A 19,643-nucleotide genomic window follows, 5' to 3' on the forward strand; every position below is an offset into this window, starting at 1 on the left:
CGATTAAAGCCCCCAAAGGATCTGAATGCCCCACACGACATAAACGAACATCACTAGGATGCAAGCTGCCTGCAGCAAGAAACGCGGAAGTGCCGACTTAATGTAGTCGGTGGAAACGGTCCACAAACCGACCCACGCATGCCCGGCAATAGAAAGCAGCGCCAGCAGGCTAAAGATCTTGAACCAACCCTGATTAAACAGCGCAGCCCAAGCCTGGTAATCCACGTCAGTCGTGACAAAGAAGCCCAAAAGGAACAGCGTATAAAGAGCCAACACATAGGCTGTAGCACGCTGAATGATCCAATCTTGAATTCCGTTACGACCGATATTCGTTACACTGTTCATGCCCATACCCAGACTCCTGCCAGAACAATCAGAACAATGGAAACCACCAGCGTGGCTTTCGCGGCAAGGCGACCGCTCTCAAGCTCTTCGCCAATACCAGCGTCCATTAGCAGGTGCTTGATGCCCGCAACGAGGTGGTACAGCAGAGCAGACAGGATGCCCCAGGTAATCAGCTTTGCCAGGAAGCTGTCCAGCAGTTCATTCACACGATTAAAGCCATCTTCTCCGGACAAGGAGAGATCCAAACCGTACATCAGGAAAGCAACACCCACGAAGATGATGATGCCGCTGATGCGATGCAGGATCGATGTAATGGCTGGCAGCGGAAAATGGAACTTGCCGAGATCGAGATTTACTGGTCGTTTGCTATTCACAGCGCTCTCACACTCTCTTTTGGTTCCGCAAAACCGATATTCCGGCAGCGGATGGTTAGTATGTAGGGACCGGAGAATCGATACGAAACCGATAACCGATTGGTTCAGGAGGGCGGATGGCAACCCGATAGCTTGCTATGATCTAGCCTGCAAGCAGGCGCATCCCCGATTCCGGGCTACGGATTATAAGGAGACACCTCGGCAATTACAAACCTGCAACCACGCCGAAAGCCTTGCTAGGCGTAGACCAGCTTTACCCATTCGCATTATTGACAAATATTTTACGAACCACAAAGCGCTGGAATCCCGCGGCTCAGAGCCAACTTTTGCCAATGTAAATCCGTGTTTTCATCATCAATAGATTGACAAAAAAAGCTAACGCCCTATATTTTGCCGCCAGTTTTGCGATAATACGCGCCTTCTCGCGCATCGATAAATGCAAGAGCTGTTAAGCTAATTGAACAGGAGAGCACCATGACCGACAGGAAAGCCACGCTCTCGGTGGGAGATAAGTCCATTGAGCTTCCGGTTTACTCCGGCACCGTCGGCCCTGACGTAATTGACGTACGCGGGCTAGTCCAGGAAGGCGTTTTTACATACGATCCAGGGTTTGTATCGACTGCAGCCTGCGAATCCGCTATCACTTACATCGATGGCGCCAACGGCGTTCTGCTGCACCGGGGCTACCCGATTGACCAGCTCGCCGAAAAATCTGACTTTCTTGAAGTGTGCTACCTCCTCCTGAACGGCGAACTGCCGAGCGAAGAAGAGAACAAGCGCTTCCACACCACGATCAAAAACCACACCATGCTGCACGATCAGATGCGCAACTTCTTCAATGGCTTCCGCCGTGATGCGCACCCGATGGCGATTATGTGTGGTGTCGTCGGAGCGCTATCTGCGTTCTATCACGACCAAATGGATGTTGGCGATCCGAAGCAGCGTGAAATTACCGCGCACCGCTTGATCGCGAAAATGCCGACCATTGCAGCCTGGTGCTACAAGTATTCTGTTGGCCAGCCGTTCATGTACCCGCGCAACGACCTGTCATACGCAGAAAACTTCCTGCAAATGATGTTCGGCACGCCGTGCGAAGAGTACAAGCCGAACCCGGTTCTCGCCAATGCGATGGACAAGATCTTCATTCTGCACGCAGATCACGAGCAGAACGCTTCGACCTCAACCGTACGCTTGGCAGGTTCCACCGGCGCCAACCCGTACGCCTGTATTGCCTCCGGTATTGCGGCACTGTGGGGCCCGGCACACGGCGGCGCGAACGAAGCGGTTCTGGATATGCTGGCTGAAATTGGCGACGAATCCAATATTGAAAAGTTTATCGCCAAGGCGAAGGACAAAGACGATCCGTTCCGCCTGATGGGCTTCGGTCACCGGGTTTACAAGAACTTCGATCCACGCGCCAAAGTAATGGCTCAGACCGCTCACGAAGTTTTGAGCGAGCTTGGTCTGGAGAACGATCCTCTGCTGAAGATCGCCCAGCGCCTCGAAAAAATCGCCCTGGAAGACGAATACTTCGTAAAGCGCCAGCTTTACCCGAACGTCGACTTCTACTCTGGCATCATTCTGAAAGCGATCGGTATCCCAACCTCCATGTTTACCGTTATTTTCGCAATGTCCCGGACAATCGGCTGGTTCTCACACTGGAACGAAATGGTCAGCGGCGCCAACCGCATCGGCCGCCCTCGCCAGCTGTACACCGGCTCGCCGAAGCGCGATTACCCAAACAAGTAATTGCTTTGGGCACACCGGAAAACACACAAAGGCCGCTGATCACAGCGGCCTTTGTGTTTGTAATGGAAAAAGGAGATCAATAATGACAACAACAGCTGCTTTTATTGGATTAGGCGTGATGGGCTACCCCATGGCCGGCCATTTGGCTAAAGCAGGCATACTGGTTAAGGTCTGGAATCGTTCCAGCGAAAAAGCCGAAAAGTGGGCCGCCGAATACTCCGGAACCGCCTGCGAGACCATCTCAGAAGCGGTTCGAAATGCCGACTTCGTAATGACGTGTGTCGGCGCAGACAAGGACCTTTTAGCCGTTTATGAAGGCCCCGAAGGTATCATCGAAAACGCACCCAGGGGCACAACCCTGATCGACCACACCACCGCCTCGGCCGGTATTGCCGAGCAGCTCTCAGCAATCGCAGCCAAAGCCGGCCAGAGCTTTATAGATGCCCCGGTCTCTGGCGGCCAACAGGGCGCTGAAAACGGCCAGTTAACGATTATGTGCGGTGGAGAACAGGCAGATTACGACAAAGCAGCCCCTGTCATGGAGCACTACGCCCGTGCCATCAACCTGATGGGCCCTGCCGGTAGTGGCCAGAAAACCAAAATGGTGAACCAAATCGCCATCGCAGGTTTGATTCAAGGGCTCTCAGAGGCTCTGCACTTCGCTGAACAAGCGGATTTAGACATTCGAAAAGTCGTGGATGTGATATCCAAAGGTGCCGCCCAATCCTGGCAAATGGAAAACCGCTCAGCCACCATGGCAGACGGCAAATTTGACTACGGTTTTGCCGTGGACTGGATGCGTAAGGATTTAGGGATCTGCTTGCAGGAAGCCAACCGAAACGGCGCAACCTTACCGGTCACGGCCCTGGTGGACCAGTTCTATGGGGACGTACAAAAGATGGGCGGAAACCGCTGGGATACCTCTTCGCTGATTCATCGGCTTCGCAAGAAATAGGCAACGCTCAACCTGGCTAAGCTCGATTAGCCCCCTGCAGGAAGCGCCTTTTCCACGGCAGCTCCTGCAGGGCTCTAAAGCCGGAACTATTTTTTCTTGTCCCTCGGCACCCAGCGTCCATTCTCGTACCAGGCAGACCAGCCCGTCGCTTTGCCGTCTTTTTCCGACATAACGTACTGCTCTTTCGTCTTCCGACTGTAGCGAATCACGGTTGGGTTACCCTCGGGATCTTTCTCCGGAGCGTCCATCAGATAATCGTGCTTCGGATCAATTTCCTTGCGATGCGGCTTAATTTCCATGACCAGGGGTGGCCGGGTTTCCCGGTTCTTCGGGAACTTGCTCGCAGCCAGGAACAAACCCGAGGCGCCGTCACGCAAAACATAGGTGTCGTCCACCTTCTGACACTTCAGTTCAGGCATGGGCACCGGATCCATTTTGGGGGGCGCTGGCTCACCGCTTTTCAACAATTTGCGGGTATTCTTGCAGTCGTCGCTGGTACAACCGAAATACTTCCCGAAACGGCCGGTCTTCAGCTGCATCTCGGAGCCGCACTTGTCACATTCAAGCGTAGGCCCGTCGTAACCCTTGATTCGGAACGTACCCTGCTCTACTTCGTATCCAGAACAGTCTGGATTGTTACCGCACACATGCAGCTTACGGGCCTCATCAACCAGATAGCTGTCCATGGCAGTGCCACACTTACCGCAACGACGCTTCATGCGCAGAAGACGGGTTTCACCTTCGCCTTCCACATCCTCATCGGCACTGACCACCTCATCGCCAGACACCAGATTAATGGTTGTCTTGCAGCGTTCTTTGGGCGGCAATGCGTAGCCCGAGCAACCCAGAAAAACACCGGTACTCGCCACACGAATCTGCATATTCCGACCACAGCTCGGGCATGGTATGTCAGTTTCAGTTGGCGTATTGGCACGCATGCCACCTTCTGCCTGACTGGCACCGTCAAGCTGCTTGCGGAACTTCGCGTAGAAGTCGTTCAGCACCTTTTTCCAGTTCACATCACCGCCGGCAATATGATCCAGCTCATCTTCCAGCCGGGCCGTGAAATCGTAGTCCATCAGATTCGGGAAGGACTCAGCCAAACGCTCGGTAACAATCTCGCCCATCTTTTCGGCGTAGAACCGGCGGTTCTGCAAACGCACATAACCACGATCCTGGATGGTCGAAATAATCGAAGCATAGGTAGACGGCCGACCAATACCCTGCTTTTCAAGCTCTTTTACCAAGCTCGCTTCGGTATACCTTGGCGACGGCTTGGTGAAGTGTTGTGTTGGATCCAGCTTACTAAGCTCAAGAGCTTCATCGACCTTGATGTCTGGCAACGCCACATCTTCATCCTTTTTGGACGACTGGGGCGCGGCCTTCAAGAAACCTTCAAACTTTACGATGCGCCCACGGGTACGGAGCTCGTAATCGCCATTCGCCACCACGATCGAGGTACTCAAAAACTCCGCATCGGCCATTTGGCAAGCAATGAACTGACGCCAGATCAGGTCGTAAAGCTTCTCAGCGTCTTTCTCCAGGCCAGAAATATCAGACGGCCTGCGCGTCACATCAGACGGACGAATCGCCTCGTGCGCTTCCTGAGCGCCTTCTTTGCTGCCATACAGGCGCGGTGCATCTGGCAAATATCGATCGCCAAACTGTTTTTGTACGAACTCACGACAACTCTCAACCGCATCTTTGCTCAGGTTGGTAGAGTCTGTACGCATATAGGTGATGTAACCCGCTTCGTACAACCGCTGCGCCAACATCATGGTCTTCTTGACACTGAAGCCCATGCGGTTGCTGGCCGCTTGCTGTAGCGTCGAGGTAATGAACGGGGCCGAAGGCTTCGAGCGAGTCGGCTTATCTTCCCGTTTAGCAACCTTGAAGCCACCCTCATTAAGGCGAGCTACGTGCTCATTGCTCTGGGCCTCGTTGGCCGGGCGATAAGGCTTACCGGCATAACGAGTGACCTCAAAGCGAACCGGTTGCTTGGCTTCATTCGCCTTCAGGTCGGCATGCAATTGCCAAAACTCTTCCGGAACAAACTTACGGATTTCGCGCTCGCGCTCTACAATCAGGCGAACAGCAACGGACTGAACTCGTCCCGCTGACAAACCTCGGGCAATCTTGCTCCACAGCAACGGCGAAACCATATAGCCCACAACCCGGTCCAGGAAGCGGCGAGCTTGCTGCGCGTTTACTCGATCGGTATCCAGATTACCGGGATCTTCAAAGGCTTCCTGAATGGCACGTTTGGTGATTTCGTTGAACACCACCCGACGATACTTTTCGGGTTCACCACCGATGGTTTCCTGGAGATGCCAGGCAATAGCCTCCCCTTCTCTATCCAAATCCGTTGCGAGATAAATGTGGTCAGCGTTCTTGGCTAAGCGCTTCAGCTCACTGACCACTTTTTCTTTGCCCGGCAGGACTTCGTACCGCGCACTCCAGTCGCGATCGGGATCGACACCCATGCGCGCAACCAGCTGTTCTCTGGCTTTACGCTTTTTGTGCTCGGCCTTTTCCTTAGGACTCAACTTACGTGTTGCAGCCGCCTGCTTGGCCCGCTCTTTCGGGTCAGACTGACTACCACTGCCACTGACAGGCAGGTCACGAATGTGGCCAACGCTCGACTTAACAATGAAGTCCGAGCCCAGATACTTGTTGATGGTCTTCGCTTTCGCTGGAGACTCGACAATAACGAGACTTTTACCCATATCGGAGATCTATATCCTTGGCGGCGAATCGGTTAATAACTAAACAAACCGCAAACTCGCATAAAAATCAGGCAACTGGAAACGTAAGGGTTGCCATTATGTATAGGCACACTGTTTTACAGGGTCAAGAATGGCAAGACAACCCATTCTTTGGCCTGAAACAGTCTTTTTCTGATTTTTTGGCACCAAACAAGCGCACCACAAACAGGAAGGCCCGGCATAAGCCGGGCCTCCTGAACAAGCGTTACTGATTCGAGTTAGTCGATCAGAGACGCTCCCAGACCGTCGCGATGCCCTGGCCCAAACCGATACACATGGTGGATACACCAAGCTTACCGCCTTTGGCCTGCATAACGTTCAGCAGGGTGGTAGAGATACGGGCACCGGAGCAGCCCAGCGGATGCCCAAGAGCAATCGCGCCGCCGTTCAGGTTAACCTTCTCTTCCATTACACCCAGAAGCTTCAGGTCTTTCAGTACTGGCAGTGACTGACCAGCAAACGCTTCGTTCAGTTCCCAAAAGTCGATATCTTCAACTTTCAGGCCTGCACGCTTCAGCGCCTTCTTGGTCGCCGGAACCGGGCCGTAACCCATGATCGCGGGATCACAACCGGCTACAGCCATGCTGCGGATCTTGGCAATTGGCTTCAGGCCAAGTGCTTCAGCACGCTCTGCAGACATCAGCACCATCGCAGCGGCACCGTCAGTCAGCTGAGAAGAAGTACCGGCAGTCACGGTACCGTTCTTCGGATCGAAAGCCGGCTTCAGCTGGCCCAATGATTCCGCAGTGGTTTCCGGACGAATGGTTTCGTCTTCTTCGATCAGCTTCACGAAGCCATTTTCATCATGGCCCTGCACAGGAACGATTTCGTTCTTGAAGCGGCCTTCAACCGTGGCTTCGTGAGCCAGGCGGTGAGAACGCGCACCAAACTCGTCCTGCTGCTCACGGGTAATACCGTGCATTTTAGCCAGCATTTCTGCAGTCAGGCCCATCATGTTGGACGCTTTTGCAGAGTACTTGGATGCAGCCGGGTTGTGGTCGAAGCCGGCAGTCATGGGTACGTGGCCCATGTGCTCTACACCACCAACCATGAATACATCACCGTTACCGGTCATGATGGCCTGGGCCGCAGTGTGGATGGCGCTCATCGCGGAGCCACACAGACGGTTTACAGTTTGTGCTGCAGACTCGTGCGGGATACGGGTCAGCAGAGAAATCTGCCGAGCCACGTTAAAGCCCTGCTCTTTAGTCTGGTTTACACAACCCCAGATCACATCTTCAACTTCTTTCGGGTCGAGCTTCGGGTTGCGCTCGAACAGTGCGTCGATCAGCGCAGCCGACAGGGTTTCCGCACGTACGTTACGGAAACAACCGTTTTTGGCACGACCCATCGGAGTCCGTACGCAATCGACGACGACAACGTCTCTCGGATTAAGGCTCATTGATCTTTCTCCGTTCGGAAATCTCTTTCAGGGTTAGCCAAAGAATTTTTCGCCAGTCTTGGCCATTTCACGCAGCTTCTCGGTCGGGTGATACAAAGGACCCAGATCTGCAAACTTGTCTGCCAGTTCAACGAACTTGTCTACACCCATATCATCGATGTAGCGCAGCGCACCACCACGGAACGGCGGGAAGCCGATACCGAAGATGAGGCCCATATCTGCGTCAGCCGGATCTTCCACGATGCCGTCTTCCAGGCAACGTACAGTTTCCAGACACAGAGGGATCATCATGCGGGCGATGATGTCTTCGTCGCTGAATTCGTTCTTGGCTTGTACTACTGGCTCAAGCAGCTTGTAGGTTTCTTCGTCTACAACTTTCTTCTGCTTACCCTTGCGGTCCAGCTCGTACTTGTAGAAACCAACGTCGTTCTTCTGACCGTAACGGTTGTTATCAAACATTACGTCGATCGCTGTGGTTTCAGCGTGCTTCATACGATCCGGGAAGCCTTCGGCCATTACTTCACCAGCGTGCTTGCCGGTATCCATACCTACAACGTCCAGCAGGTACGCCGGACCCATCGGCCAGCCGAATTTTTCCATCACTTTATCGACTTTCTGGAAGTCGGCGCCGTCACGGACCAGACCTACGAAGCCACCAAAGTACGGGAACAATACACGGTTAACCAGGAAGCCCGGGCAATCGTTTACTACGATCGGAGTCTTGCCCATGGCCTTAGCGTAAGCAACAGTGGTCGCGATAGCGCGGTCACTGGTCTTCTCGCCACGGATAACTTCAACCAGCGGCATCATGTGCACCGGGTTGAAGAAGTGCATGCCACAGAAGTTTTCCGGACGCTTCAGGTTTTTAGCCAGAAGGTCGATGGAAATAGTAGACGTGTTGGACGTCAGGATGGCGTCTTCGCGAACTGCATCTTCAGTTTCACGCAGAACTGCATCTTTAACTTTCGGGTTTTCAACAACCGCTTCAACAACCAGGTCTACGTTCTTGAAATCACCGTAGTTCAAGGTAGGAGTGATGCTGTTCAGAACGTCGGCCATCTTGCCAGCGTCCATACGACCCTTATCAACACGCTTGGACAGAAGCTTCTTGGCTTCTTTCAGACCCAGCGCGATGCCGTCCTGATTGATGTCCTTCATGATGATCGGCGTGCCTTTCAGCGCAGACTGGTAAGCAACACCGCCGCCCATGATGCCGGCACCCAATACAGCGGCCAGTTTCACATCAGAGGCTTCTTTTTCCCATGCGCTAGCTTTCTTCTTCAGCGCCTGGTCGTTCAGGAACAGGCCGATCAGACAAGCAGCAACGTTGGTCTTGGCCATCTTGGCGAAGCCTTTGGCTTCAACTTCAAGAGCCTTGTCGCGAGTCATGCCAGCATGCTTCTGCATGGTCTTGATCGCTTCAACCGGAGCCGGGTAGTTTTTACCGGCCTTGCCAGCAACAAAGGCTTTGGAGATCTCGAACGCCATCATGCTTTCCATGGCGTTCAGCTTGATCTTGCCCTTCTTTTCTTCGCGACGAGCCTGATTGTCCAGCTTGCCTTCGTTGCACTGCTCAATAATCGCAACAGCAGCGGCAACCAATTGGTCCGGAGCAACAACTGCATCAACAGCGCCAATCTTCAGAGCGGCATCAGCACGATTCTCAGTACCGCCAGCAATCCACTCAACTGCGTTGTCTACACCAACAAGACGTGACAAACGTACGGTGCCACCGAAGCCCGGGAAGATACCCAGCTTGGTTTCTGGCAGTCCTACCTTGGCCTTAGGCGCCATTACACGGTAGTCCGTAGACAGACACATTTCGAAACCGCCACCCAGAGCGATACCGTTGATCGCGGTAACCGTCGGGAACGGCAGGTCTTCGATGGCGTTAAATACTTCGTTCGCCTTCAAGTTGTTGGCGACAAGCTCTTCCTCAGAACCCGCAAACAGCTCGGTAAACTCGGTGATGTCTGCACCAACGATGAAGCTGTCTTTAGAGCTGGTTACAACCAGGCCCTTCAGGTTGTTCTGGGATTTGAGTGCTTCAGCTGCGGCGCCTAGCTCTTCGATAGTGAGACGGTTGAACTTATTGACTGACTCGCCTTGCAAGTCAAAGTCCAACTGAGCGATCCCACCGTCGATCTCTTTAACCGTGATGGCTTTACCTTCGTAAATCATCAACTGATCTCCAGTCTGTGTTTGGAACTGCTGACAACCAGTGGGCGCTATGCTCCACACCGGCCGTTTTTGCAGCGAGATTTCGGTCACTGCCCGATCTTTCCGATCCAAAAATTCATACACTTGTTTGAATCGTGAGGGCACACGATGAAAAAAAATGGAGCGTTTGTCAATTTGTTTCTTTCGGAAGCCTCTTCAACTTGTTCGGAGACTTGAGCGGAACTAGCTCACGGAACCCTCCGCAAACGCCGGAAACTACTTGATAAGCCGGTGGAGTTACTTTAACTTCGCTGAACGATAATAGCCCAAAATAATAAAACCGCATTACGGAGACTTATTCCGATGACCGGCAGTCGAACGCGCTTCACCTCAATCATCTCGGCAATTCTGTTTTTATCTCTCGTCTCCTTTGGCGCCCGAGCCCAGGAATCGGGTGGCGAATTTCTGGCTGACCTTCACGATTTCCGCGTAAACAACTATCTTGCCGTGGATGCTTTCTACAACTTCAGCGCAACGGGCGACACTGACACTCTGAACCGGATTGTCGTTGCGATCAACAATGCAAATGACGCCATGAACTCGGTAATTGCCAGCACCAGCGGTGTGCTGACCAGCGATCAGATAGAGGGACTGAACCAGTCGTTTGACAAGTTCAAGGACCTCATGCGCAGTAATATCAATGAGGTTCGTGATCGAGGCTACCCCGATCTGCGTTTGATGGCGGATATGGCCGACAAAGCTCTCACGATGAACGCAACAGCAACCGAGCTCTACGGCATTGCTCAGGAAAATAGCGGCGCGAAAGCCGATGATCGGGTTGAATCGGCAAGGTCTGCATCGGTTCTGATGGCACAGATGATGGCCCGTTACGCAGCTCGCACCCATTCGTCGGTGTCGCAAACGTTCCAGGGCGCCACCACAGAAGTTCCGCTGGACGAGCAAGCCAAAACGTTCGACAACTACCTGAAAAATGTGAGCTCAGGCTCCCCGACTGGTGAACTCAAAGAAATCCTGAGCGATATTTCTTCAAAGTGGCAGTTTATTCGAAGCTCATACGTCAACTACAACGAAAACAACGTGTCCTTCATCATCGACCGATACTCCAAAGGCATCATCAATGGCTTGACCTCCGCCATTGAACTGATGCGCCAAAACGGTTAAGTCGTCTGGTTTCAGGGCAGGAATGTCTTTCTGCCCTCCCCCCTTTCATACGCCACCCAACGGTACTATGCTTGGTTTAAGCGTTATAAATCACAAAGGAGTGAAAGCATGCCGACGTACAAACGAATGCTGGTGGCGATTGATTTAACAGAAGAAGCCCCGCAAGTTTTGGACAGAGCGAGTGCTATTTGTGAAGCCTTCGGAGCAAAGCTGATCCTTGCACACGTGGTGGAGCCGGTTGGTTATGCTTATGGCGGCGACATCCCCATGGATTTATCGGAACTGCAGGATCAACTGGATAAAGCAGCTAAGGAACAGCTCAGCAAATACGGGGAACAATACGGCATCAGCCCAGAAGACCAGGTTGTAACCGTGGGCCGGCCAGAATCTGAAATTCACCGCCTGGTGGCAGACCACGATATCGACCTGACCATTGTAGGCAGCCATGGCCGAAAAGGTATTCAGTTATTGCTAGGCTCCACAGCCAACGGCGTACTGCACGGAACCGAGTGCGACGTGCTGGCCATCAGGATCCACTAAAACTGAATTAACGGGGGCATTGTACGCCCCCCATCTACCCGCTTATTGGCTGGCCTGCTCTTCCAGCTCCATCCAGCGCTCGATCACGCCCTCGAGTTGCGTTTCCGCTTCGCTCAAGGCTTCCAAAGTAGCAGCCACCTCTTCCGGCGCTTTCGAGTAGAAATCTGAAGCAGAGATTTCTTCCTGCAAAGCCGCCACTTGAGCTTCAAGCTGCTCGATTTTGCCCGGCAATTGCTCGAGCTCAAGCTTGAGTTTGTAACTCAGTTTGGCCGGCTTCGATTTTGTCGGGCGAGCCGCAGCTTCTTCAGGCTTCTTGCTCCCAGCCTGATTCGCTTCCTTGCCACGCTTATCTTGTTTATCAGGCCGATTCCCTGAGGCCTCCGATGGGAATGTTCCGCCTTGGCGGCGCCAATCACTGTATCCGCCTACATATTCCCGCGCCTCGCCAGTGCCATCCAGGAAGATGACGTCCGTCACGACGTTGTCGAGAAATTCGCGGTCGTGACTGATGACCAGCACCGTACCCTTAAACTCCGACACCTGCTCCTCGAGCAGCTCGAGCGTTTCAACGTCCAGGTCATTGGTTGGCTCATCCAGCACCAGTATGTTGGCGGGCTTGCTGAATAGCTTTGCCAACAGAAGCCTCGCTCTTTCCCCCCCGGAAAACACACTGACCGGCGAACGCGCCCGCTCCGGGGTAAACAGAAACTCCTGCAAATAGCCAAGCACGTGCTTACTCTGACCATTAATTTCGATGAATTCACGCCCTTCCGACAGGTTGTCCAGAGCGTTTTTATCGAGATCCAACTCTCCGCGTAACTGGTCGAAATACGCAACTTTCAGGTTGGTACCCAACCGTATGCTGCCAGAACTGGGCTCCAACTCGCCTAACAACAACCTTACCAACGTTGTTTTGCCGGTACCGTTTTCGCCGACCAGACCAATCTTGTCGCCACGCAGAACGGTCAAATCCAAATCCCGGATGACTGGCGGCTGCCCGGGATAAGCGAAGTCTGCATGTTTTGCTTCGGCCACCAACTTGCCTGAGCGCGCCGCTTCCTCGACAGCAAAAGTGGCGGTACCTCCTCGCACTCGCCTTTGCCGATGCTCTTCCCGCATTGCCTTCAAGTGACGCACTCGCCCCATATTTCGAGTTCTTCGCGCCTTGATACCCTGACGAATCCAAGCCTCTTCCTGCTTCAGACGTTTATCGAACAGAGCATTCTGTCGCTCTTCCTCTTCCAACGCCTTTTCCTTGAGCTCGAGGTATTTCTCATAAGTCGCAGAAAAACTGACCAACTGCCCCCGATCCAACTCTACAACCCGTGTCGCCATGCGCCGGATAAACGCCCTGTCGTGACTCACAAACAGCATTGCGCCACGGAATTGCCCCAGGGCCTCTTCAAGCCAGGCGATGGCCGGCACATCCAAGTGGTTGGTTGGCTCATCCAGCAACAGAACATCCGGCTCAGCCACCAACGCTTTCGCCAGCAATACACGGCGCTGCCAACCACCCGAGAGCGTATTCAAAGCCCGATCCGGCTCTACACCATATTGAGCCAGAATGGTGGTGACCTTCTGATCCAGGCGCCAGCCATCCAAGGCTTCCAGGCGTTCCTGAACACTCATCATTTTATTCAGACTGTCTTCGTCAGCCTGTTGGGACAGGTGATGAAACTGTGCGAGCAACTCACCGGTTTCCGGGAAGGCCGAGGCCACCACCTCGTAGGCTGTGCGCGAATCTTCCGAAGGCAGATTCTGTGGCAACACAGACAATACTGCGCCCTCCTCCAATCGCACCACACCGCTTTCAGGCGTAACCTCGCCTTTGACGATTTTGAGCAGCGTTGATTTCCCCTCGCCGTTACGACCAAGCAAACAGACCCGCTCGCCCGGTTCGATAATCAATGACGCACCGTCTAACAATGGATGCATACCGAACGACAGGGAGATTTTATCAAGGGTTAACAAAGGCACGGCTATCAACACTCCTGCTCAACAATAGAAACGGAATCCCCTACTGAAATTCTGCCAACCCCCTCGTGCACAGCGTTTTGGCCGAAGATCACGCCGTCTTCGGTTTTTCGGTAGTGCGACAGGGTCTTGAGTGGTTCCGTATTGGAATCTTTCTGGCCTGTATCCGGGTCCACGGTGGTCAACACGCACCGCGAACACGGCTTAACAACACGAAAACGAACATCACCAACGGTTAGCGAACGCCAGGAATCTTCATTCCAGGGGGCAGCGCCAGAAATCACAATATTCGGCCGAAACCGACGAATATCGACCGCTTGTGCAAGGCGGCCATTTAACTCATCCAGCGATGCGGCATTCGCCAAAAGGAAAGGAAAACCATCCGCAAAGCCGACTCGACGAACCTCGGCAACCCGTTCCGGATCCACTCTGCGAAACGTTGAATCCGGCATGTACACCATCCGTAACGGCTCGCCACAAAACCTGCTCAACGCATCATTGACATCTTGCTGGGCTTCGCTGGCAAGCACCTGATCGCGCCATACCGTTACTTGCTGCTGCTCAGAGGTCGCCACCAAGGCGAACTCACCCTGCTCCGGAATGCTGATACTCACCACACCGGCATTCAGCCTGACCCCAATCAATGCCAATCGCGGCAATCGCCTTTGAGTCACAAACTTCCCGAGCTTATCAACGATCATCCACCGGCGATCTCCGGAAGGACCAAAATCATCCAATTCGAGATTTGGGACCGCAATACCTGCGAGCGATTTTACCGGGTAAATAAAGAGGGATAACACGTTCATAGAGAAAACCTGAGACACGCGGTTACGAAAGTAAGACGACAGAGTATAACCGAGGCCGATAGCTAAAACAGAAGGGAGGCAGAATGCCGGGAACAAATAGCAAAAAACCCGACACAAAGGTCGGGTTTTTCTAAATTCTGGAGCGGGAAACGAGATTCGAACTCGCGACCCCAACCTTGGCAAGGTTGTGCTCTACCAACTGAGCTATTCCCGCTTTTCGGCTGTGAGGCATTGCCTCTCAACGGCTGCGTATTCTACTGATCCCGGCCCGGCCGTCAACCGTTTTTTATCACTTTTTTTCAAAAAAACCAGATCGCTCAAATATCAATCTACCATCATGCCCAGCCGTGCCACTTTCCTGCCCCAGCTTAATACTATTGCCCATACCGGGAACCGCTACGCAAATACACCTCCTCCGACTCTGTCGAAACCCGCCCCAGTGCCCGGTTGCGGTGAGGGAATCTGCCAAAGTTCCGAATTACCTCTCGGTGATCTTCTGCAGACTGCACAAAGCTCTCAAGAAATTCCCCAAGTAAGCCAGACTCCGTCGCCGCCAATTGGCGATAACACTGCACCGACAACTCCTGGTCATCCAGCTGCTCAGAGTGCTGCAACGGCATATACACAAACGCTCGCATCACTGAGGGCAGCGCCACATCAAAACCGCGCCGCATGGCTTCCTTGCAACGCTCTCTGGCGAGCCGGTCGTGCTCAAAGGCAAGGGAGGTGCCCCGGTATATGTTACGGGTGAACTGATCCAGCAAAATAATTTCCGCCAATGATCCACCAGCCTGAGCTCTCCAGTTTTCTAACCCCTGCTCTGATGCAAACACGACCAGTGACATGAAACGCCGCCTTATTTCCCGATCAAAAGAACGGTCTGATCGGAACCAACGATTCCGATGAAACGTATCCGGCAGCCCCTGCTCATCTAATTCGCCAAACCAGAAGTCCAAAAGCTCTTTCCAATCGAACATTACCCAACTCCCTGATACATTAACCATAGACTGATAAATCATTCTGGAGATGCTATGACCAGTGCGCACCATATCATTTTGCTAGCCCATGGCAGCAGCGACAGTCGCTGGTGCGAAACCTTCGAGAAACTTGCTGAACCCACACTACACTCTATAGACAACTCTTCCATTGCTTATATGGAGCTCGCCGAACCCTCTATGGAAACGATTGTTGAACAGGCGAAAGCGCAAGGCGCGAACCAGTTTACCGTGGTTCCCTTGTTTCTTGCCGCCGGCCGACATTTGCGCAAGGACGTACCGGCAATGATCAAGACCATCTCTGAAGAGCATTCGGTGACGATGCGCTTGGCAGATCCAATTGGCTACAACCCGCAACTCGGGCTAGCGATCAGGGATGTCGTGCAGGAAGAGCTGGCGAAACCGGCAGATTAAACGCGCCAGCAATTAACAGAAAATCGGGAGGTCAGCATGTCAAAGAAAATCTTGATCACCGGAGGCACGGGATTTATCGGCAGGGAGCTATGCAAACACCTGCTAAAAGCTGGGCATACCGTCACGGTTCTGAGCCGGCAAAAGCCCGCAACAGTGAAAGCAATCTGCGGCAAAGTGGAGCCAGTGGCTGACCTCAATCTGCTAAAAGCTCACCCCGGGTTCGATGCTGTTTTTAATCTGGCTGGGGAAGGCATTGCAGATAAACGCTGGTCACAGGAACGAAAAGCCAGCCTGTTGGATAGCCGTGTCGCACTCACCCTCTCACTTGTATCCATCATCAGGTCTTGGGAAAAATTACCCGAAGTGTTGATTTCAGGCTCGGCTGTCGGCTTTTATGGAGATCAACAAGGACACCTTGTAACCGAAGACACAGCACCAAACCCCGAATTTACCCATAAACTCTGCTCTGAATGGGAAGACGCAGCACTTTCTCTACAAGCGGACGGTGTCAGGGTATGCCTTTCGCGCACCGGGCTCGTGGTCGGCCAAGACGGAGGCTTTCTTGAACGAATGATCCTGCCATTCAAGCTGGGCCTGGGGGGCAAACTGGGCAACGGGCAACAATATATGCCCTGGGTACACCGTGACGATGTTGTGGCCGGCCTGATCTGGATGTTCGAGAACCAGCTTCCTCATGGGCCCTACAACATGGTTAGCCCAAACCCGGTCACCAACGAGGAATTCACACGCACCCTTGCAAGAGTGTTAAAGCGCCCGGCCATCTTGCCTGCACCAGCAGCCATGCTAAAACTGGCTCTGGGTGAAATGGCCGGCTTACTTCTCACCGGACAGAAGGCAGTGCCAACACGACTGCAAACGGAAGGTTTCGAGTTCAGCTACCCACATTTAGAGCCGGCTTTAAGGGACAGCGTAAAAAAATAAAACTTTTTTGAAAATAATCGTTGACACCCCCGCCATCGATACTTAATATACGCGCCATCTCGACGAGGCAAGTCAAGAAAACGTTGCGTCCCCTTCGTCTAGTGGCCTAGGACTCCGCCCTTTCACGGCGGCAACAGGGGTTCGAACCCCCTAGGGGACGCCAATTTTTTCTTCTAAGACAAGCCTATCTGGCTCCGGCCAACCTCTACTTTCGCTTTCTTGTCGTGTCGCTTCTGATCTTTAACGATGAAGATCGCAACACCGACAAAAAAGCCGATCATCAGCAACACCGTTGCAATTCCCGCAAACACGACCACGTCCATAAACATAATTACCCCCATCAATACGCAACTGCTTCAAATGAATTAAGCTCAGCTTACGCACTGCGAAGATTTGAGTATTGATCTGCATCAACTAAGCATCGTTGTCAGGCCTGACCGCCAAAGCTGAGAAGTACACCTCCCTTTTGCCATTCCCAAGACGCAAATCCTAAGCATTTGAAAAAAACTGCTGCTATAGTCAGTTTTTAACGACTTGCTTACATTTTCAAACTAGGGATTGCCAAGGATATGGCGGCTCAGCTCGGAACCACATGCGGTGACCAAACTAATAACATGCCCGATATTTCCAGTCGTTTAAGACGATTCCGACGCACCTCTCCCCTTTCCTTCCGGCTGCTTAGCTGGATATTGATCTTTAGCTCGGCTCTTACACTTCTGGCATCCGGCATCCAGATTTACTTTGATTACCGGCAAGACCTGAACGATATCGAAGACAGAATGGATGTGATTGAATCGGGGTATGCATCCAGCCTGACGCGAAGCTTATGGTCTCTGGACCAAAAGCTTTTGCAAACCCAGATGGAAGGCATTTTGAGCCTACCCGATATATCCCATCTGCGCTTGCGCATCGAACCCGATTCAGAACTGGTCATGGGCAACATCAACAATGGGTCAAAAACCCTCAGCCACAGCTTCGATCTCAATCATCAGGAAGGCGAGCTCTTCCGGCTCGGGCGACTGACCATCACGGCAAGCCTTGACCGCGTGTACGCCGATCTGAAAACAAAGATTGGTGTTACTCTCATTACCCAGTTCCTCACCATCTTCGTGGTTTCAATCGTTATCCTGTCTATTTTTCGGCATCTGGTCACCCGCCACCTGGCAGAAATGGCGGAGTACACTCGTGACCTGTCCCTCGACGATCTCAGCCACCCGCTACAATTAGATCGCCAGGAACCCGCGAATCATTTCAAAGATGAGCTCGCCATGGTAACGGATGCCATCAACCAGATGCGCGAGCGACTGAATGAAGACATCGCTCGCCGCGAACACGACGCCGCAGAAATTCTGAAGTTCTCCGAAGCCATAGATCAAAGTCCTTCGTCGGTCCTGATTTGCGATAAAGACTGGCATATCGAATACGCTAACCGGAAGTTCCTGCAGCTTACCGGGCACAGCCTGGAAGACATCAGAAATCAGCACCCCTCCAGCCTTATCAGCCAAAGCATGGAAGAACGTCAAGCCCAACAACTGTGGCAATCAGTCCGCCTGCAGGTTCAACGCGTTGGCGTTTGGCAAGGCGAGGTCAATAGCGCCCGATCCAATGGTGAACGCTACTGGGAGCAACTGGTGATCACACCGATTAAGGGTGCCAATAGCCAAACCACAGGCTACCTCATACTCGGCGAAGACATCAGCATTCGAAAACGCTATGAACAACAATTGCTCAGGCAAGCAAACTACGACATTCTCACCGGACTGCCGAACCGAATGCTCGCGCTCGACCGGTTGAAGCTCGCTATTGCGCAGGCTCGCCGGGACACCACCCAGGTTGGCGTCATGTTTCTTGACCTCGACAATTTCAAACACATTAACGACACACTCGGTCATGACGCAGGCGACACCCTGCTTGTGGAGGCTGCCCGCAGAGTATCAAGCTGCCTTCGCGGCACCAGCACTGTCGCAAGGCTTGGTGGTGATGAATTTCTGGTCATACTCCCGGGCCTGACTGAGCAGAACGATGCGGTTCAGGTTGCCCAGCGTATTTTGCTCACATTCTCCGCCCCTTTCATGCTTCATGCCCAGGAGGTCTTCGTAACGACCAGTATCGGCATCGCCATTTTCCCCAACGATGCCGACACAAGCGGGACGCTGCTCCAGCACGCCGATGCCGCGATGTACGAAGCAAAGCACCAAGGTAAAAGCTCCTACGCGCTCTTCACTCCGGAAATGACCGAGGTATCTCACGAACGCCTTCACATGGAATCTCACATGCGAAAGGCGTTGGAACTCAATGAGTTTCAGTTGGTATTTCAACCCATTGTTGAGACCTCATCAGGCAAACTGGTTGCAGCCGAGGCGCTGTTGCGGTGGAACAACCCGTCGCTTGGCACCGTCATGCCGGACCGCTTCATTCCACTGGCAGAAGAAACTGGCCTGATCATTCCTATCGGAGAGTGGGTAATTCGTGAAGCCTGCAAAGCCGCTCAGTGCTGGCAAGCATTGACCGGATACGACATTGGAATAGCGGTGAACGTCTCCCCCAGGCAATTCCGGGACCCCGGCTTCACGGATGTGGTTCATAAAGCCTTGGCAGAAAGCCATCTGAAACCCGAATTGCTTGAACTGGAAATCACCGAACGACTGATTCTGGATAACACCATCGAGACGGCCGACATCCTCCGGCACCTGGATACGGCTGGCATTCGGCTGTCGGTGGATGATTTCGGAACCGGTTACTCGGCCTTGAGTTATCTCAAAACCTACCCCTTCGATACACTGAAAATTGACAAGTCGTTCGTTCAGGACGTTCTTACCGATACCGATGACCTGGCGCTGGTCAGAGCCATAATTAATATGGCGCATAGCTTAGGTCTCGCGGTTATTGCTGAAGGTGTCGAAGAAGAAGCGCAAACGCACTTCCTGAAATCGGAGCATTGCGATTATTCCCAAGGCTACTTTTACAGTCGCCCCCTGCCTGAGCAAGACTTTATTCACTGGCTCGAAAACAATCACCGAGCTCATATATAAGCACCAAA

16 protein-coding genes and 2 tRNA genes are annotated in these 19,643 nt (G+C 53.0%); 8 read left to right on the forward strand and 10 right to left on the reverse strand.

Annotation, left to right across the window (positions count from 1 at the left end; all coding sequences use genetic code 11):
• Nucleotides 1-3: 3 nt before the first annotated feature.
• Nucleotides 4-345 carry a succinate dehydrogenase, hydrophobic membrane anchor protein gene (gene sdhD, locus JAO79_RS10895; RefSeq protein ID WP_199007493.1) on the reverse strand — a complete coding sequence of 114 codons (342 nt, stop codon included), beginning with the start codon at nucleotides 343-345 and terminating at the stop codon, nucleotides 4-6.
• The gene (gene sdhC, locus JAO79_RS10900) at nucleotides 342-719 is read right to left on the reverse strand and encodes a succinate dehydrogenase, cytochrome b556 subunit (protein ID WP_199007288.1); all 378 of its coding nucleotides are present in this window, start codon (nucleotides 717-719) and stop codon (nucleotides 342-344) included. The genes sdhD and sdhC overlap by 4 nt, the downstream gene beginning before the upstream one ends.
• Nucleotides 720-1,193: 474 nt before the next feature.
• Here sdhC and gltA point away from each other — a divergent pair, with 474 nt between their 5' ends.
• Nucleotides 1,194-2,468, forward strand: coding sequence for a citrate synthase (gene gltA / locus JAO79_RS10905; RefSeq protein WP_199007289.1), 1,275 nt, complete (start codon nucleotides 1,194-1,196; stop codon nucleotides 2,466-2,468).
• Between the two features lie 82 nt (nucleotides 2,469-2,550).
• On the forward strand, nucleotides 2,551-3,423 hold the full coding sequence (locus tag JAO79_RS10910) for an NAD(P)-dependent oxidoreductase (RefSeq protein WP_199007290.1): 873 nt from the start codon (nucleotides 2,551-2,553) through the stop codon (nucleotides 3,421-3,423).
• An 86-nt stretch (nucleotides 3,424-3,509) separates the two neighbouring features.
• On the opposite strand, the gene topA is transcribed toward JAO79_RS10910, so the two are convergent.
• The 3 genes from topA to fadB all read right to left on the reverse strand — a co-directional run bounded on the left by topA (nucleotide 3,510) and on the right by fadB (nucleotide 9,771).
• The gene (gene topA / locus JAO79_RS10915; RefSeq protein ID WP_199007291.1) at nucleotides 3,510-6,149 is read right to left on the reverse strand and encodes a type I DNA topoisomerase; all 2,640 of its coding nucleotides are present in this window, start codon (nucleotides 6,147-6,149) and stop codon (nucleotides 3,510-3,512) included.
• A gap of 265 nt (nucleotides 6,150-6,414) precedes the next feature.
• Nucleotides 6,415-7,590 (reverse strand): acetyl-CoA C-acyltransferase FadA, encoded by a 1,176-nt coding sequence (gene fadA, locus JAO79_RS10920; RefSeq protein ID WP_199007292.1) that lies wholly within the window; start codon nucleotides 7,588-7,590, stop codon nucleotides 6,415-6,417.
• 33 nt (nucleotides 7,591-7,623) lie between these two features.
• Nucleotides 7,624-9,771: a fatty acid oxidation complex subunit alpha FadB gene (fadB, locus tag JAO79_RS10925; protein WP_199007293.1), complete on the reverse strand. Its 2,148-nt coding sequence runs from the start codon at nucleotides 9,769-9,771 to the stop codon at nucleotides 7,624-7,626.
• A gap of 342 nt (nucleotides 9,772-10,113) precedes the next feature.
• Here fadB and JAO79_RS10930 point away from each other — a divergent pair, with 342 nt between their 5' ends.
• Nucleotides 10,114-10,932 (forward strand): hypothetical protein, encoded by an 819-nt coding sequence (locus JAO79_RS10930; RefSeq protein WP_199007294.1) that lies wholly within the window; start codon nucleotides 10,114-10,116, stop codon nucleotides 10,930-10,932.
• Between the two features lie 108 nt (nucleotides 10,933-11,040).
• Complete coding sequence (locus JAO79_RS10935; protein ID WP_199007295.1) at nucleotides 11,041-11,472, forward strand: universal stress protein; 432 nt, start codon at nucleotides 11,041-11,043, stop codon at nucleotides 11,470-11,472.
• A gap of 42 nt (nucleotides 11,473-11,514) precedes the next feature.
• On the opposite strand, the gene JAO79_RS10940 is transcribed toward JAO79_RS10935, so the two are convergent.
• The 4 genes from JAO79_RS10940 to JAO79_RS10955 all read right to left on the reverse strand — a co-directional run bounded on the left by JAO79_RS10940 (nucleotide 11,515) and on the right by JAO79_RS10955 (nucleotide 15,229).
• Nucleotides 11,515-13,449: an ATP-binding cassette domain-containing protein gene (locus tag JAO79_RS10940; RefSeq protein ID WP_199007296.1), complete on the reverse strand. Its 1,935-nt coding sequence runs from the start codon at nucleotides 13,447-13,449 to the stop codon at nucleotides 11,515-11,517.
• A 5-nt stretch (nucleotides 13,450-13,454) separates the two neighbouring features.
• Nucleotides 13,455-14,252, reverse strand: a complete 798-nt coding sequence (locus tag JAO79_RS10945; RefSeq protein ID WP_199007297.1) for an MOSC domain-containing protein — start codon at nucleotides 14,250-14,252, stop codon at nucleotides 13,455-13,457.
• Nucleotides 14,253-14,390: 138 nt separating this feature from the next.
• Nucleotides 14,391-14,466, reverse strand: a tRNA-Gly gene (locus JAO79_RS10950).
• Between the two features lie 160 nt (nucleotides 14,467-14,626).
• Complete coding sequence (locus JAO79_RS10955) at nucleotides 14,627-15,229, reverse strand: DUF924 family protein (protein WP_199007298.1); 603 nt, start codon at nucleotides 15,227-15,229, stop codon at nucleotides 14,627-14,629.
• 54 nt (nucleotides 15,230-15,283) lie between these two features.
• Between JAO79_RS10955 and JAO79_RS10960 the strand changes: the two genes are divergently transcribed.
• The 3 genes from JAO79_RS10960 (at nucleotide 15,284) to JAO79_RS10970 (ending at nucleotide 16,766) form a co-directional block, all read left to right on the forward strand.
• Nucleotides 15,284-15,661: a sirohydrochlorin chelatase gene (locus JAO79_RS10960; RefSeq protein WP_199007299.1), complete on the forward strand. Its 378-nt coding sequence runs from the start codon at nucleotides 15,284-15,286 to the stop codon at nucleotides 15,659-15,661.
• 36 nt (nucleotides 15,662-15,697) lie between these two features.
• On the forward strand, nucleotides 15,698-16,603 hold the full coding sequence (locus tag JAO79_RS10965; RefSeq protein ID WP_199007300.1) for a TIGR01777 family oxidoreductase: 906 nt from the start codon (nucleotides 15,698-15,700) through the stop codon (nucleotides 16,601-16,603).
• Nucleotides 16,604-16,690: 87 nt separating this feature from the next.
• A tRNA-Glu gene (locus tag JAO79_RS10970) sits at nucleotides 16,691-16,766 on the forward strand.
• Between the two features lie 10 nt (nucleotides 16,767-16,776).
• Here the strand turns inward: JAO79_RS10970 and ccoM are convergent.
• Entirely contained in the window at nucleotides 16,777-16,932 is a 156-nt protein-coding gene (gene ccoM / locus JAO79_RS10975) for a cytochrome c oxidase subunit CcoM (RefSeq protein ID WP_199007301.1), read from the reverse strand.
• A gap of 285 nt (nucleotides 16,933-17,217) precedes the next feature.
• Between ccoM and JAO79_RS10980 the strand changes: the two genes are divergently transcribed.
• The gene (locus tag JAO79_RS10980; protein WP_199007302.1) at nucleotides 17,218-19,635 is read left to right on the forward strand and encodes an EAL domain-containing protein; all 2,418 of its coding nucleotides are present in this window, start codon (nucleotides 17,218-17,220) and stop codon (nucleotides 19,633-19,635) included.
• The last annotated feature ends 8 nt before the right edge of the window (nucleotides 19,636-19,643 follow it).

The sequence above is a fragment of the Marinobacter litoralis genome, from assembly GCF_016427555.1.
Classification (GTDB): domain Bacteria; phylum Pseudomonadota; class Gammaproteobacteria; order Pseudomonadales; family Oleiphilaceae; genus Marinobacter; species Marinobacter litoralis_A.

Excerpts from the sequence above, each read along its gene's own strand:
- sdhD (WP_199007493.1), bottom strand. The coding sequence starts at position 345 with ATGAACAGTGTAACGAATATCGGTCGTAACGGAATTCAAGATTGGATC.
- gltA (WP_199007289.1), top strand. The coding sequence starts at position 1,194 with ATGACCGACAGGAAAGCCACGCTCTCGGTGGGAGATAAGTCCATTGAG.
- JAO79_RS10910 (WP_199007290.1), top strand. The coding sequence starts at position 2,551 with ATGACAACAACAGCTGCTTTTATTGGATTAGGCGTGATGGGCTACCCC.
- topA (WP_199007291.1), bottom strand. The coding sequence starts at position 6,149 with ATGGGTAAAAGTCTCGTTATTGTCGAGTCTCCAGCGAAAGCGAAGACC.
- fadA (WP_199007292.1), bottom strand. The coding sequence starts at position 7,590 with ATGAGCCTTAATCCGAGAGACGTTGTCGTCGTCGATTGCGTACGGACT.
- fadB (WP_199007293.1), bottom strand. The coding sequence starts at position 9,771 with ATGATTTACGAAGGTAAAGCCATCACGGTTAAAGAGATCGACGGTGGG.
- JAO79_RS10930 (WP_199007294.1), top strand. The coding sequence starts at position 10,114 with ATGACCGGCAGTCGAACGCGCTTCACCTCAATCATCTCGGCAATTCTG.
- JAO79_RS10935 (WP_199007295.1), top strand. The coding sequence starts at position 11,041 with ATGCCGACGTACAAACGAATGCTGGTGGCGATTGATTTAACAGAAGAA.
- JAO79_RS10945 (WP_199007297.1), bottom strand. The coding sequence starts at position 14,252 with ATGAACGTGTTATCCCTCTTTATTTACCCGGTAAAATCGCTCGCAGGT.
- JAO79_RS10955 (WP_199007298.1), bottom strand. The coding sequence starts at position 15,229 with ATGTTCGATTGGAAAGAGCTTTTGGACTTCTGGTTTGGCGAATTAGAT.
- JAO79_RS10960 (WP_199007299.1), top strand. The coding sequence starts at position 15,284 with ATGACCAGTGCGCACCATATCATTTTGCTAGCCCATGGCAGCAGCGAC.
- JAO79_RS10965 (WP_199007300.1), top strand. The coding sequence starts at position 15,698 with ATGTCAAAGAAAATCTTGATCACCGGAGGCACGGGATTTATCGGCAGG.
- ccoM (WP_199007301.1), bottom strand. The coding sequence starts at position 16,932 with ATGTTTATGGACGTGGTCGTGTTTGCGGGAATTGCAACGGTGTTGCTG.
- JAO79_RS10980 (WP_199007302.1), top strand. The coding sequence starts at position 17,218 with ATGCCCGATATTTCCAGTCGTTTAAGACGATTCCGACGCACCTCTCCC.